This window comes from Salmonella sp. SAL04196 (assembly GCF_046550835.1).
Classification (GTDB): Bacteria; Pseudomonadota; Gammaproteobacteria; order Enterobacterales; family Enterobacteriaceae; genus Salmonella; species Salmonella enterica.
Genome location: NZ_JBGDXE010000003.1, coordinates 486,090 through 499,435, shown reverse-complemented (window position 1 = coordinate 499,435; position 13,346 = coordinate 486,090). Strand labels below are relative to the sequence as shown.

At 52.5% G+C, this 13,346-nt stretch carries 13 protein-coding genes; all 13 read right to left on the bottom strand.

What is annotated here, in order from left to right; genetic code table 11:
* Positions 1-11: 11 nt before the first annotated feature.
* Positions 12-608, bottom strand: a complete 597-nt coding sequence (gene rnhB, locus ACLJPE_RS15065) for a ribonuclease HII (protein ID WP_000569411.1) — start codon at positions 606-608, stop codon at positions 12-14.
* Positions 605-1,753: a lipid-A-disaccharide synthase gene (gene lpxB, locus ACLJPE_RS15060; protein WP_000741216.1), complete on the bottom strand. Its 1,149-nt coding sequence runs from the start codon at positions 1,751-1,753 to the stop codon at positions 605-607. The genes rnhB and lpxB overlap by 4 nt, the downstream gene beginning before the upstream one ends.
* Complete coding sequence (lpxA, locus tag ACLJPE_RS15055) at positions 1,753-2,541, bottom strand: acyl-ACP--UDP-N-acetylglucosamine O-acyltransferase (protein ID WP_000565950.1); 789 nt, start codon at positions 2,539-2,541, stop codon at positions 1,753-1,755. Before lpxA ends, lpxB begins: the two co-directional genes overlap by 1 nt.
* A 3-nt stretch (positions 2,542-2,544) precedes the next feature.
* Positions 2,545-3,000: a 3-hydroxyacyl-ACP dehydratase FabZ gene (gene fabZ / locus ACLJPE_RS15050; RefSeq protein WP_000210741.1), complete on the bottom strand. Its 456-nt coding sequence runs from the start codon at positions 2,998-3,000 to the stop codon at positions 2,545-2,547.
* A gap of 105 nt (positions 3,001-3,105) precedes the next feature.
* Positions 3,106-4,131, bottom strand: a complete 1,026-nt coding sequence (gene lpxD / locus ACLJPE_RS15045; RefSeq protein WP_001139265.1) for a UDP-3-O-(3-hydroxymyristoyl)glucosamine N-acyltransferase — start codon at positions 4,129-4,131, stop codon at positions 3,106-3,108.
* 3 nt (positions 4,132-4,134) lie between these two features.
* The gene (gene skp / locus ACLJPE_RS15040; protein ID WP_000758966.1) at positions 4,135-4,620 is read right to left on the bottom strand and encodes a molecular chaperone Skp; all 486 of its coding nucleotides are present in this window, start codon (positions 4,618-4,620) and stop codon (positions 4,135-4,137) included.
* Between the two features lie 122 nt (positions 4,621-4,742).
* Entirely contained in the window at positions 4,743-7,175 is a 2,433-nt protein-coding gene (gene bamA / locus ACLJPE_RS15035) for an outer membrane protein assembly factor BamA (protein ID WP_001240936.1), read from the bottom strand.
* Positions 7,176-7,206: 31 nt separating this feature from the next.
* Positions 7,207-8,559, bottom strand: coding sequence for a sigma E protease regulator RseP (rseP, locus tag ACLJPE_RS15030; RefSeq protein WP_000949017.1), 1,353 nt, complete (start codon positions 8,557-8,559; stop codon positions 7,207-7,209).
* An 11-nt stretch (positions 8,560-8,570) separates the two neighbouring features.
* Entirely contained in the window at positions 8,571-9,428 is an 858-nt protein-coding gene (cdsA, locus tag ACLJPE_RS15025) for a phosphatidate cytidylyltransferase (RefSeq protein ID WP_000922422.1), read from the bottom strand.
* A 12-nt stretch (positions 9,429-9,440) separates the two neighbouring features.
* The gene (gene ispU / locus ACLJPE_RS15020) at positions 9,441-10,199 is read right to left on the bottom strand and encodes a (2E,6E)-farnesyl-diphosphate-specific ditrans,polycis-undecaprenyl-diphosphate synthase (RefSeq protein WP_000947413.1); all 759 of its coding nucleotides are present in this window, start codon (positions 10,197-10,199) and stop codon (positions 9,441-9,443) included.
* Positions 10,200-10,511: 312 nt separating this feature from the next.
* Positions 10,512-11,708 (bottom strand): 1-deoxy-D-xylulose-5-phosphate reductoisomerase, encoded by a 1,197-nt coding sequence (ispC, locus tag ACLJPE_RS15015; RefSeq protein ID WP_000811899.1) that lies wholly within the window; start codon positions 11,706-11,708, stop codon positions 10,512-10,514.
* 141 nt (positions 11,709-11,849) lie between these two features.
* On the bottom strand, positions 11,850-12,407 hold the full coding sequence (gene frr, locus ACLJPE_RS15010) for a ribosome recycling factor (RefSeq protein WP_000622423.1): 558 nt from the start codon (positions 12,405-12,407) through the stop codon (positions 11,850-11,852).
* A gap of 146 nt (positions 12,408-12,553) precedes the next feature.
* Positions 12,554-13,279: a UMP kinase gene (gene pyrH, locus ACLJPE_RS15005; protein ID WP_000224567.1), complete on the bottom strand. Its 726-nt coding sequence runs from the start codon at positions 13,277-13,279 to the stop codon at positions 12,554-12,556.
* Between the last annotated feature and the right edge of the window lie 67 nt (positions 13,280-13,346).

Below are 13,346 nucleotides of genomic sequence, written 5' to 3'. Positions count from 1 at the left end.
CGATACAAGAATCAGGACACAAGTCCCAGAGCGCGTTTAACAGGCGCAAAACTGCGTCGGTGGTGCGCCGTCGCGCCATACTGTGCCAACTTTTCCAGATGAAAAGCGGTTGGATAGCCTTTGTGCTGCGCAAAGCCATACTGAGGAAAAACGATATCCAGCGCCGCCATTTCTGCGTCGCGGGTGACTTTCGCCAGAATAGACGCCGCACTAATCTCCGCCACGCGGCTGTCGCCTTTCACCACGGCCATTGACGGCACAGGCAGCGCCGGACAGCGATTGCCGTCGATCAGCACATATTCTGGCGCAATATGCAGACCAGCGACAGCGCGCTGCATGGCGAGCATGGTGGCGTGCAAAATATTCAGCTCATCAATTTCATGCGCTTCCGCGCGTCCCAGACTCCAGCTTAACGCCTTTTCTTTAATCTCGTCATACAATGACAGACGACGCTTTTCAGACAATTTTTTGGAATCATTCAGACCGACGATCGGACGAGCCGGATCGAGGATCACGGCGGCGGTCACTACGGCGCCCACCAGCGGGCCACGGCCCACTTCATCCACCCCCGCCACTAAATGGGTGTGTGGATAAACAAATTCGATCATTGTGCTAACTCCAGGACGGCATCTGCCGCCTGCTCATCGGCATTACAGCGGATCTGCTGATGCAATTCACGGAAGGTATCGTGCATCGCATGGCTGGTTTTACCGTTCGCCAGTAGCGGCAACAGCGCTTCGGCGAGTTTTTGCGGTTCGCACTCTTCCTGCAACAGCTCTTTGACTAATTCTCTTCCCGCCAGCAGGTTAGGCAAAGACACATACTCCGTTTTTACCAGACGTTTCGCCAGCCAGAAAGTGAAGGGCTTCATACGATACCCCACTACCATCGGGCATTTTGCCAGCATACACTCCAGTGCCGCCGTACCCGAGGCCAGCAGAGCCGCGTCGCTGGCGATCATCGCCTCGCGCGCCATGCCGTCCAGCAAATGAACGGCGAGATCCGGCGCAACCTCCGCTTTAATTTTTTCAAACTGCTCGCGGCGTTTCGCGTTTACCAGCGGCACGACCACTTCCAGATCGGGATAGCGCTGTCGCAGCAATTGTGCGGTTTTCAGGAAGTCGGCGCTGAGCATTTCCACTTCCGCGCCACGGCTACCTGGCAGTAGCGCCAGACAATGGGCGTCATGCGGGATACCCAGCACGTCGCGCGCCGCATTTTTATCCGGGTCCAGCGGCATTGCATCCGCCATGGTGTGACCGATAAAGCGGCACGGGACGTTAAATTTATCGTAAAACGCTTTTTCGAAAGGCAGAAAAGCCAACACCATATGGGTGGATCTGCCTATTTTGAAAACGCGTTTCTGTCGCCAGGCCCAAACAGACGGGCTGACATAATGAATGGTCTTAATCCCTTGTTTTTTCAGATTACCTTCGAGGGTAATGTTGAAATCAGGGGCATCAATCCCGACAAAGACATCGGGCTTGAGTTCGGTAAAACGACGGGTCAGATCGGCGCGGATATGCAACAAACGGCGTAAACGACCGAGCACTTCAACAATGCCCATGACCGCCAGCTCTTCCATTTCGTACCAGGCTTCACACCCTTCGGCCTGCATACGCGGCCCCGCAACGCCCACAAAGCGGGCGTTGGGTACGCGCGCTTTCAGCGCACGAATTAAGCCTGCGCCAAGAATATCGCCGGACGTTTCACCGGCGACCAGGGCAATCGTTAAAGGACGCTGTGCCGCCATTAACGAATCGGACCGCGCGTTGAACGCTCAAAGAACTCGGTAAACGCCTTCACTTCCGGATGCTTTTCAGCAAGTTCAGCGATTTCCAGCTTCGCTTCGTCGAGCGTTTTACCACTGCGGTACAACAGTTTGTAGGCATTACGAATCGCCACCAGCCCTTCACGGCTAAAGCCGCGACGCTTCAGCCCTTCGATATTTACCCCGAACGGCGTCGCATGGTTACCCTGCGCAATCACATACGGAGGGACATCCTGAGCCACGCCGGAGCAGCCGCCGACCATCACATGCGCACCGATAATGCAGAATTGATGAACTGCCGTCATACCGCCGATGATCGCAAAATCATCGACTGATACGTGCCCCGCCAGCGTGGCGTTGTTGGCGAGGATACAGCGATTACCTACCGTACAATCATGTGCGACATGCGCATTGATCATCAGCAGGTTATCGCTACCCACCTTCGTCAACCCACCGCCCTGCACTGTACCACGATGAATGGTGACGCTTTCGCGGATGCGGTTACGATCGCCAATTTCCACACGGGTCGGCTCACCCGCATATTTCAGATCCTGGTTCACTTCACCGATAGAGGCAAACTGATAAATCTCGTTGTCGCGGCCGATTTTGGTTTGACCATTCACGACCACATGAGACTTCAGTACGGTTCCCTCACCAATTTCGACCTGCGGCCCAACAATACAAAAGGGACCAATGTGGGCATTAGCGCCAATTACAGCGCCGTCTTCCACAATGGCGGTAGGATGAATAAAGGCGGATTTATCAATCACGAATCAGGCCTCCCGGCTACGAGCACACATCATGGTTGCTTCGCACACAACTTTACCGTCGACCAGCGCAACCCCTTTAAAGCGGGTCAGGCCACGGCGCGTTTTCTCGAAAGTGACTTCCATGATCATCTGATCGCCTGGCACCACCGGACGCTTAAAGCGCGCTTCATCAATACCCGCGAAATAATACAGTTCGCCAGGTTCCAGTTTACCAACGCTTTTAAACGCCAGAATACCGGTTGCCTGCGCCATCGCTTCCAGAATCAACACGCCTGGCAAAATCGGTTTGCCCGGGAAATGCCCCTGGAAAAACGGCTCGTTGACGGAGACATTTTTCACCGCACGCAGAAAACGACCTTCTTCAAAGTCCAGCACGCGATCGACCAGTAAAAACGGAAAACGGTGCGGCAGAAGCTCTAAAATCTCTTCAATCTGCAGAGTATGAGTGTTAGTAGTCAAAATACTCTTCCTGTCCAAATATACAAAAAGGCAATAATAACACGGCCTGCCGCAATCGTATGAATGTGACAGGCCGGAAAAGAATGGCAACTACAAGGCGGAACGTTAGTCTTGTTGATTAACCTTGCGCTCAATCGCTTTGAGACGCTTGCTCATATCATCAATGTTCATCACCAGTGCAGCAGTTTTACGCCATACTTTGTTGGGTTGCAGCGGAATGCCTGAGGAGTAGACGCCCGGTTCCGTGATGGGACGCATCACCATACCCATGCCAGTTACCGTGACTTTGTCGCATATTTCCATATGCCCATTGATCACGCTGGCGCCGCCAATCATGCAGTAACGGCCAATCTTCAGGCTACCCGCCATAATGACGCCACCGGCAACTGCCGTATTGTCGCCAATCACGACGTTATGTGCAATCTGGCACTGATTATCAATAATCACGCCATTGCCAATAACAGTATCATCCAACGCGCCACGGTCAATGGTGGTACAAGCGCCGATCTCGACACGATCGCCAATAATGACCCGGCCCAGTTGTGGGATCTTCACCCAGTTGCCACGATCGTTAGCGTAGCCAAAACCGTCCGCGCCGATCACCGTACTGGACTGGATCAGGCAATTCTCACCGATCTGAATGTCGTGGTAAATCGTTACGTTCGCCCACAAGCGTGAACCCGCCCCGATTTTGCTATTTTTTCCGACGAAACAGCCTGCGCCGATAACCACGTTATCGCCCAGTTGTACGCCAGATTCAATCACCGCATTCGCGCCGACTGAAACATTGCTACCCAGCGTTGCCGTCGCATCAATCACGGCGCTTGGCGCGATATTCTGCGCGGGCTGCGGCGTAGTATCTAAAATTTGCGCCATGCGCGCGTAGGTCAGGTAGGGATTTTTAACTACCAGCGCCGCGCTCTTAGCAAAAGGAAGATCGTCCTGCGTCATGACAACCGCAGAAGCCTGGCATAAACCTAAGTGTTCACGGTACTTAGGATTTACCATAAACGTAATGTGGCCTGTTGTTGCAGATTGCATGGACGCAACGCCGGTGATGACGATATCGCCATCACCGTGTAATTCTGCATCCAACTGTTCTGCTAAGTCAGCCAGTCGAATTGAAGGCATTACTTATTTAACCTGTTTCAGTACGTCAGCGGTGATGTCTTTCACATCGCTGCTGTTGTAAGCAACGGTGTTTGCGTCTACCACCAGATCGATACTCTGGTCGTTAGCCACTTTTTTCACTGCAGTCTGGATACGAGTCACCAGTTTGTTGCGTTCTTCGTTGGAACGACGAGCGCGATCTTTCTCAAAAGCCTGCGCTTTTTGCGCGAAAGTCTGGCGCTGAGACATCACGTCTTTTTCCAGCTTAGTACGATCGCTACCTGCTTTCATGGATTGCAGACGCTGCATTTTAGATTGCAGATCAGTTTCCATTTTTTGCAGTTCAGCCGCACGGCCTTTAAATTCGTTTTCCAGTGTATTGGATACACCCGTCTTCTGCGCAACCTGTTGGAACAGATTACCCATGTTGACGATTGCAATTTTGTCAGCAGCCTGTGCGGACGTTACCATCGCCAAACCAAGACCTGCAGCTAATAACCACTTTTTCACAATAAACTCCTTACCATCCCATTTGCACCCGAAGGTACAGCTCTTTGCGTGGCCTGGCTATCCCTGAGGGCATCGCCAAAAGTCATCGCTACACTACCAATGCATTCCTTTGCAGTGAACAATTACCAGGTTTTACCAATGTTAAACTGGAACTGCTCGGCTTTGTCTCCATCGTACTTTTTAAACGGCTGGGCGTAGGAGAAGACCAACGGCCCCAATGGGGACATCCATTGTAATGCGATACCCGCGGACATACGGATGTTGCTCGGATCGCTGTAGTCCGGATAACCAGAATACTGGCTGGAATCCCAGTTAGTATCCCAGACGGTCCCCATATCCCAGAAGAAAGAAGTACGGACCGAATTAGCATATTTCTCGCTGATAAACGGCGTCGGCGTGATAAATTCCAGGCTGGCGACCGCCATCGCGTTACCCCCTACCGCATCATCCGACTTACACATATCTTTTGCGCCGTCCTGCGTCGCGCAATCGTAGTCTTCATCAGCATCGTAATTTTTAGGGTTATAGGGATAATAGACCGCCTTAGGACCAATGGTATTGGACTGGAAGCCACGAACGGTACTGGAACCACCGGCATAGAAGTTCTCATAGAACGGCATTTCTTTACCGCCTAAACCATCGCCATAACCAAAGCGGGTACGGCCCAGAATGACCCACTTATGATCGTTATCGATCGGTACATAGGTCGCGGTATCCAACGTCGCTTTATAGTATTCGTTATCCGATCCCGGAATCGTCACCTTACCCGTCAGGTTGATACGCGTACCTTCCGTCGGGAAGTAACCACGGTCTAGTTTGTTGTAGGTCCAGCCGTAGTTAAAGGTGAAGTCATCAGTGCTAAAACTATTATCCTGATCATTAGTACTCGGATACTGACCCATTGATGCCAGATAACGCCACATTGCAACCTGCGGTTCCATATTGGACAGGGAGTTATGCACATACCCTAAACCAGCACGCAACGTGTTGTACTCGTTGATGGGGAAGCCAAGCGTCACATCCGTACCGTAACTCTTGTTGGTATAGTCGGATAGATCCGCATCGTCCGCCTGGAAGTCGTTATAGAAGATACGACCACCGAGGCTCACGCCGTCAACGGTAAAGTATGGGTTAGTAACGGACAGTTCGCTGTAGGTCTGGTAGTCGTTTTTGGTGCCGTTAATCCCCACGGAATAACCGGTACCTAACCAGTTGTCCTGCTGAACGCCGGCCTGGAAGCTCACGCCGCTTTCTGTACCGTAACCGATACCGAAGTTGAAGCTACCGGTATTACGCTCTTTCACCTTGTACACCACATCAACCTGATCCGGGCTACCCGGAACGCGCTGCGTGTCGGTGTCGACGGTTTCAAAGAAGCCGAGACGGTTCAGACGCTCTTTACCCTGGTCAACCAGGTCGCTGCCCAGCCACGCCCCTTCCATCTGGCGCATTTCACGGCGCAGAACGGAATCTTTTGAGGTATCGTTGCCTTCAAAGCGGATCTTACGCACGTAGAAACGGTTGCCCGCATCGACGTTCACGCGCAGTTTTACGGTTTTGTCAGCATCGTTAATTTCAGGCTGTGACTGCACGCGCGGATAGGCGTAACCATAGCGACCCAGAAGCTTTTTGATGTCATCTTCCATTTTGGTCACTTTGGTGCCGTTATAGAGCTCGCCCGGTTCAATTTTCGTCAGGTTCTCAATTTCAGCGGAATGTCCGGCCAGGTTACCGCTTACCTGAACCCCGGAAAGCTTGTACTGATCGCCTTCGGTGATATTGACGGTGATGTAGATCCCTTTCTTATCCGGCGTCAGACTCACTTGCGTGGAGTCAATATTGAAACGCGCGTAGCCGCGATCCAGATAGTAGCTGCGCAAGGTTTCAAGGTCGCCCGCCAGCTTCTGTTTCTGGTATTTACGATCGCCGACGACGTTCCACCACGGCACTTCGTCACGCAACTGGAAATGAGAAATGAGTTCTTCGGTGCTAAAGGCATGGTTACCGACGATGTTGATCTGTTGGATCTTCGCCGATACGCCCTCCTGGAACACCAGTTTAAGATCAACACGGTTGCGCGGCAGCGGCGTGACGACCGCCTTAACGCTGGCGCTGTATTTACCTACGCTATAGTAAAAGTCTTCCAGACCTTTTTCGATATCAGACAGCGTGGTGCGATCCAGAGACTCGCCAACACGTACGCCAGACGCTTCGAGGTTTTGCTTGAGCATGTCATCTTTCACCGACTTGTTCCCGGAGAAAGTGATGCTGGCAATGGTCGGACGTTCTTTTACCTGAACCAGAAGGGTATTACCATCGCGCAGGACGCGGACGTCCTCAAAGTTGCCGGTGGCGAACAGAGCGCGAATGGTGTTACTGATATCTTCATCATTAACCGTGTCGCCTGTGCGCACCGGCATACTGAGGAGAGCCGCACCAACGGCGACTCGCTGCAGGCCTTCGAAATGAATGTCCTTCACTACGAACCCTTCAGCACCGTATACGGTGGCGCTGCTGAACAGCAGCGACGCTATGAGCAACTTTTTCATCGCCATCGTTATTATGCGTTCTTCCTAACTAACTCTCTTACAACCGAGAGAAATCATTGAAAAGTGCAAGCCCCATTAACAACACCAGCAAAATCGAGCCAATGCGATAACTAAAGTCTTGAACCCGCTCGGATACCGGCCCGCCCTTAAGCTTTTCAATCGCCAGGAACAGCAGATGACCCCCGTCAAGAACGGGCAGCGGAAACAGGTTAATTATCCCTAAGTTCACGCTGATTAGCGCAAGGAACATCAGGTAATAAATCACCCCGAACTCCGCTGACATCCCAGCCCCCTGAGCGATAGAAATCGGCCCACTGAGGTTGTTCAGTTTCACATCACCGGTTATCAATTTACCCAGCATACTGACCGTCAGCTTCATCAACTGCCACGTCTTATCCGTGGCTTCGAGGATGGCGCTAAAAGGCCCATACTGGCGTATAGTCTTGTACTCTTCCGGCAGAGGAATAATTTTAGGCACCACGCCTGCAAACCCTTCCGCCTTTCCGTTAACCGATTTCGTATCCGGCGTTAACGTCAACGACAAGGCGCTCCCCTGCCTTTCAATCTCTAACGCTAACGGCTTACCGGGATTATCGCGTACAAACGTCACGAATTTCATCCACTGCGTTAACGGCTGACCATCGACTTTAACGATCCTGTCGCCCGCTTGCAAACCCGCTTTACTGGCTGCGGAATTCGCCTGCACTTCTGACAGTACCGGTTCAATCTGTGGCCCGCGGGGCCGAATCCCTAAAGAAGATACAGGATCTTGCTTATCAGGCTCAAATGCCCAGTGACGTAAATCAAGCGTTTTGTCCTGCCGCTGGTCGCTGCCAAACGGCGCGACGCTCACCGTCGTCTGCTGATCGCCAATTTTGGACACCAGTTGTAAACGCACGGCATCCCAATCAGGGGTTTCGATACCATCAACGGCTTTAAGTTCCGTACCAGGCGCAATTTGCGCCTGCGCAGCAATCGAGTTGGGCGTTATTTCGCCAATGACCGGACGAACGCCAGGGACGCCGATGATAAAGACCAGCCAGTAAGCAAAGATAGCAAAAATGAAGTTCGCAACCGGACCTGCGGCAATAATTGCGGCGCGCTGGCCCACCGTTTTGTTATTGAAGGCGTGACGACGCAATTCTGGCGCTACCGGTTCGGCGCGTTCATCCAGCATTTTGACGTAGCCGCCCAGCGGGATCAGGGCGATGACATACTCGGTGCCGTACCGATCGGTACGACGCCAGAGCGCTTTGCCAAAACCGATGGAAAAGCGCTCAACTCGCACACCGCAGCGCCGGGCAACCCAGAAATGACCAAATTCATGCACAGTGATCAGCACGCCCAGTGCGATGATGAATGCAGCCAGATTCCAGAGAATACTCAGCATAAAACCTTCCGTTAGAGCGTCCTGAACACCAGTAACAACAGGCAAGCAAAGACCGGTACGGCAGCCGTCAGGCTGTCAATTCGGTCCAGAATGCCGCCATGGCCTGGAATCAAGTGGCCGCTATCCTTAATTCCTGCTTCGCGCTTAAACATACTCTCGGTGAGGTCGCCCAGTACAGAAGCCAGAGCCGCCACCACAGAGCAAATCAGCAAGATAACAGGCGCAACATTCAGATTCGCCCACATACCGTAACCCCATGAGATCACGGCAGCCGTAGCAAGCCCGCCGATAAACCCTTGCCAGGTTTTACCCGGGGAAACCTTCGGCGCCAGCTTATGTTTGCCAAATAATTTACCAAACATATACGCGCCAGAGTCCGCTCCCCAGACCAGGATCATGACATAGAGTAGCCATATTGCGCCACTGTAATGATTCTCGTCATAGTGCCAGGCGCGCAGCGCCAGCATTCCCCAGAAAAATGGCACAATAGTTAACAAACCGAAAATGAGACGCAATGTTTTTGAGTTGCGCCAGATTGCCGCCGAACCGGGATAAAATAGCACCAGCAGTAGCGCGACAACCCACCATCCTAACGATGCCCAAAGCGACATCTCAACCAGCGGTTGACGAATGTTGTGATGATACTCAGGCAACAAAAATAGCATCAGCGCCAATAACAGACCACACAGCACCGCCAGCCAAACCCGCTGTGAACGCGCGGCGAAACCGCTTAACTGTCCCCATTCCCACGCGGCCAGCATACAGACAACCAGCGTAATAATGGCGAACCCCACCGGCGGCAATAAAAAAAGCGCAGCGATGACCGCGGGTATTAACACAAAAGCAGAAATCAGGCGATACTTCAGCAAAAGCAACCCCCATCAGGCTTTGTCATCACCAGGCTCGGTACCGCCGAAACGACGCTCTCGATTAGCAAAGGCATGCAGCGCACCTTCAAAGTCTTGTTCATCGAAATCGGGCCAAAGAACATCCGTAAAGTAAAGTTCGGCATAGGCAATTTGCCAAAGCAAAAAGTTACTAATGCGATGCTCTCCCCCAGTCCTAATTACTAAATCCACAGGCGCCAGCTCATGCATACAGATTTGCTGGCCTAGTCTCTCTTCATCAATCTGATCGGGGCGCAGCACTCCAGCCTGCACCTGTTCCGCCAGTTGTCGGACTCCCTGGACAATATCCCAACGTCCGCCGTAATTCGCAGCGATATTCAGCGTTAGACCCGTATTATGGGCGGTAAGCGCTTCTGATTTGCGAATACGTTCTTGTAAACGTGAGTTGAATCGGCTGATATCGCCGATAATACGCAGGCGAACGTTATGGCGGTGCAGGCTTTTGACTTCGCTATCCAGCGCCCACACAAACAGCTCCATTAACGCGCTCACTTCCTGCGCCGGTCGGTTCCAGTTTTCACTACTAAAGGCATACAGCGTTAACGCATCAATACCGTTATTGGCAGCAAAAGAGACCGCTCGCCGGACGGACTTCGCCCCGGCTTTATGCCCAAAGGCCCGGATCTTCCCTTGCTTTTTCGCCCAGCGACCATTGCCATCCATAATTATTGCAACATGACGGCAGCCATGCGCTGGCAAATTTTCGCTTACTGGTTGAGTTGCAGACAACATAACGCGTTTTTTGTCCCTGAAAGGATTTAGCGGTACTCAGGAATACTGAAGCCTTTATACACATTCTCTTCGGTCCGCTTCGCGGATGGCTGCGCGTCATCGCCCCTGTCGTGCGCTGTCTGCGCACGCCGGGAACGTATTCGCCTGCCGTCCCGATGCGTCCTGAATGATTTTGTGTATCCACAAAAAAGCCGTGTAAAACCACGGCTAACCTGACCGAAAAAAGCCAAAAACCTGCGATCAGGTGGCGCAGACTATATCACCGAAGCCCAACGCTAACAAATAGCACGATCTTCTGTCGCGGGATAATCGTCAGCGTGAGAGCCGTATCACTTGTTTTCTGGCTACTTCACGCGCGATGGCGTCAACCTGCAATACGTCCTCAACGCTTGCCGGTTCCTGTAAATCCATCCTCTCCAGCACCGCTAAATTGAGCCCGGCGATATCGGTAAAACGAATCTGTTGCGCCAGAAACGCGGCAACGGTGATTTCGTTTGCCGCATTGAGCGCCGTCGTTGCCGCCTGACCTTGCTCAAACGCCTCCATCGCCAGCTTCAGGCATGGATAACGCTGATAATCTGGCGCGCTAAACGTCAGCGCGCTGAGTTTGCAAAAATCGAGCGGCTGCGCGCCGGACGCGACGCGATTCGGCCATGCCATCGTATGCGCAATAGGCGTACGCATGTCAGGTTCTCCAAGCTGCGCCAGGACGCTGCCGTCCTGATAACGCACCATCGAATGAATGACCGATTGCGGATGGATCAACACTTCCATCTGACGTGCGCTGGCATTAAATAACCAACGCGCTTCAATGTATTCCAGACCTTTATTCATCATGGTGGCGGAGTCGACGGAGATTTTCCGCCCCATCGACCAGTTCGGATGACGACATGCCTGATCCGGCGTCATCGCTGCCAGATCGCACATTGGCGTTTCACGAAACGGGCCACCAGACCCGGTAAGCAAAATCGACGTTACACCATTTTGCTCAAGGTCAGCGTATCCCAGATTATGCTGAATAGATTGCGGCAAACTCTGAAAAATCGCGTTATGTTCGCTATCGACGGGTAAAAGCCGGGCGTTGCTGCGTTTTACTTCGTCCATAAACAGCCGCCCGCAGGTCACCAGCGATTCTTTATTCGCCAGCAGAATCGTCTTCCCTGCGCGAATCGCCGCCAGGGTCGGCAGTAAACCAGCCGCGCCCACAATGGCCGCCATCACATGCCCGACCTCATCAAGCGCCGCCATCTCACAGGCAGCCTGCTGACCGCTCAGAACCTCGGTGCGGCTGCCATGCTGCTGAAGCATTATTTTGAGCTGTTCTGCGCTCGACGTATCGTCCATCACGGCATAACGCGGCGAGAATTCCAGGCACTGCTCCGCCATGCGGGCGACATTTTTACCCGCCACCAGCGCGATAACGCGGAAGCTATCAGGATTATGGCGCACCACGTCCAGTGTGCTGCAACCAATAGAGCCGGTCGAGCCCAGAATGGTTAATTGCTTCATGAAACGTCCAGAAGTGTTGAAACGGAATAAAAAGCAAAACGCCGCACAGGAGACCTGATAATGTCTTCTGCGCGGCGCTTTGTACACCACTCATCCGCCAGGTTTAGCGGTGGAATGAGTTTATATCTGCGTACAGATCAATCAGAACTGCATCAGTTCTGCTTCTTTATCTGCCAACGCCGCATCCACTTTCTTAATTGCCGCGTCGGTCATTTTCTGTACTTCTTCCTGAGAGCGACGATCGTCATCTTCACTGATCGCTTTATCTTTCAGCAGAGCTTTTACTTTATCGTTCGCATCACGGCGGACGTTACGAACGGCGACACGCGCCTGCTCCGCTTCGCCACGGACAATTTTCGTCAGATCTTTACGACGTTCTTCGGTCAGCGGCGGCAGCGGAACGCGAATGTCGGTGCCCGCAGAGCTTGGATTCAAACCGAGGTCTGACGCCATGATCGCTTTTTCAACGGCTGGCCCCATAGAACGGTCAAACACGTTAATTTTTAAGGTACGGGAGTCTTCTACCGTTACGCTTGCCAACTGGCGCAGCGGGGTCGGAGTGCCATAGTATTCTACGACAATACCATCCAGCAGGCTGGGAGAAGCACGACCCGTGCGCACTTTGCTGATTTGGGTTTTGAACGCTTCAACGCATTTTTCCATGCGTACTTCAGCATCTTTTCTGATATCGCTAATCACGTTACGAATCCTTGAAAACTAGTCTCAGTCAGACCAGACGGTCACACAATACAAAGATGTGCTAAGTATAGTCTCGTTTAATTTCTGCCAGGTAATAAGACCCGTCAATAGAACAGAATCTTACCCGTATTTGGCGCTCACGGGAATTATTCCGTGATTAACGTCCCTTCTTTTTCGCCCATCACCACACGACGCAGCGCGCCCGGTTTGTTCATGTTGAAAACACGAATCGGCAGTTTGTGGTCACGAGCCAGCGTGAACGCCGCCAGATCCATCACTTTCAGCTCTTTATCCAGCACTTCGCTGTAGGTCAGCTGATCGTACATGGTCGCGGAAGGATCTTTTGCCGGATCGGCAGTGAATACGCCATCCACTTTGGTCGCTTTCAGTACGACATCCGCTTCAATTTCGATCCCGCGCAGACAGGCCGCAGAGTCGGTAGTGAAGAACGGGTTACCCGTACCTGCAGACAGAATCACAACACGGTTATTACGCAGCAGGCTAATAGCCTCGGCCCAACTGTAGTTGTCGCATACGCCGTTTAAAGGAATTGCCGACATCAGGCGGGCGTTCACATAGGCGCGGTGAAGCGCATCACGCATTGCCAGGCCGTTCATGACGGTGGCCAACATGCCCATGTGGTCGCCCACAACGCGGTTCATCCCCGCTTTTGCCAGACCTGCGCCACGGAACAGGTTACCACCGCCAATCACCACACCAACCTGAATACCCAGTTCAACCAGTTCTTTGATCTCCTGAGCCATACGATCCAGTATGCTTGCATCAATACCGAAGCCTTCCGTACCCTGCAGAGCTTCGCCGCTTAATTTAAGCAGAATGCGTTTATAGACGGGTTTTGCATTGGTAGCCATGTTTCTTTCCTGAGACTGTCAACGATTGATATGAGTTAATTCCGGCGACATTGTACGTCGCATTTCA

Excerpts from the sequence above, each read along its gene's own strand:
- rnhB (WP_000569411.1), bottom strand. The coding sequence starts at position 608 with ATGATCGAATTTGTTTATCCACACACCCATTTAGTGGCGGGGGTGGAT.
- lpxB (WP_000741216.1), bottom strand. The coding sequence starts at position 1,753 with ATGGCGGCACAGCGTCCTTTAACGATTGCCCTGGTCGCCGGTGAAACG.
- lpxD (WP_001139265.1), bottom strand. The coding sequence starts at position 4,131 with ATGCCTTCAATTCGACTGGCTGACTTAGCAGAACAGTTGGATGCAGAA.
- bamA (WP_001240936.1), bottom strand. The coding sequence starts at position 7,175 with ATGGCGATGAAAAAGTTGCTCATAGCGTCGCTGCTGTTCAGCAGCGCC.
- rseP (WP_000949017.1), bottom strand. The coding sequence starts at position 8,559 with ATGCTGAGTATTCTCTGGAATCTGGCTGCATTCATCATCGCACTGGGC.
- ispU (WP_000947413.1), bottom strand. The coding sequence starts at position 10,199 with ATGTTGTCTGCAACTCAACCAGTAAGCGAAAATTTGCCAGCGCATGGC.
- ispC (WP_000811899.1), bottom strand. The coding sequence starts at position 11,708 with ATGAAGCAATTAACCATTCTGGGCTCGACCGGCTCTATTGGTTGCAGC.
- pyrH (WP_000224567.1), bottom strand. The coding sequence starts at position 13,279 with ATGGCTACCAATGCAAAACCCGTCTATAAACGCATTCTGCTTAAATTA.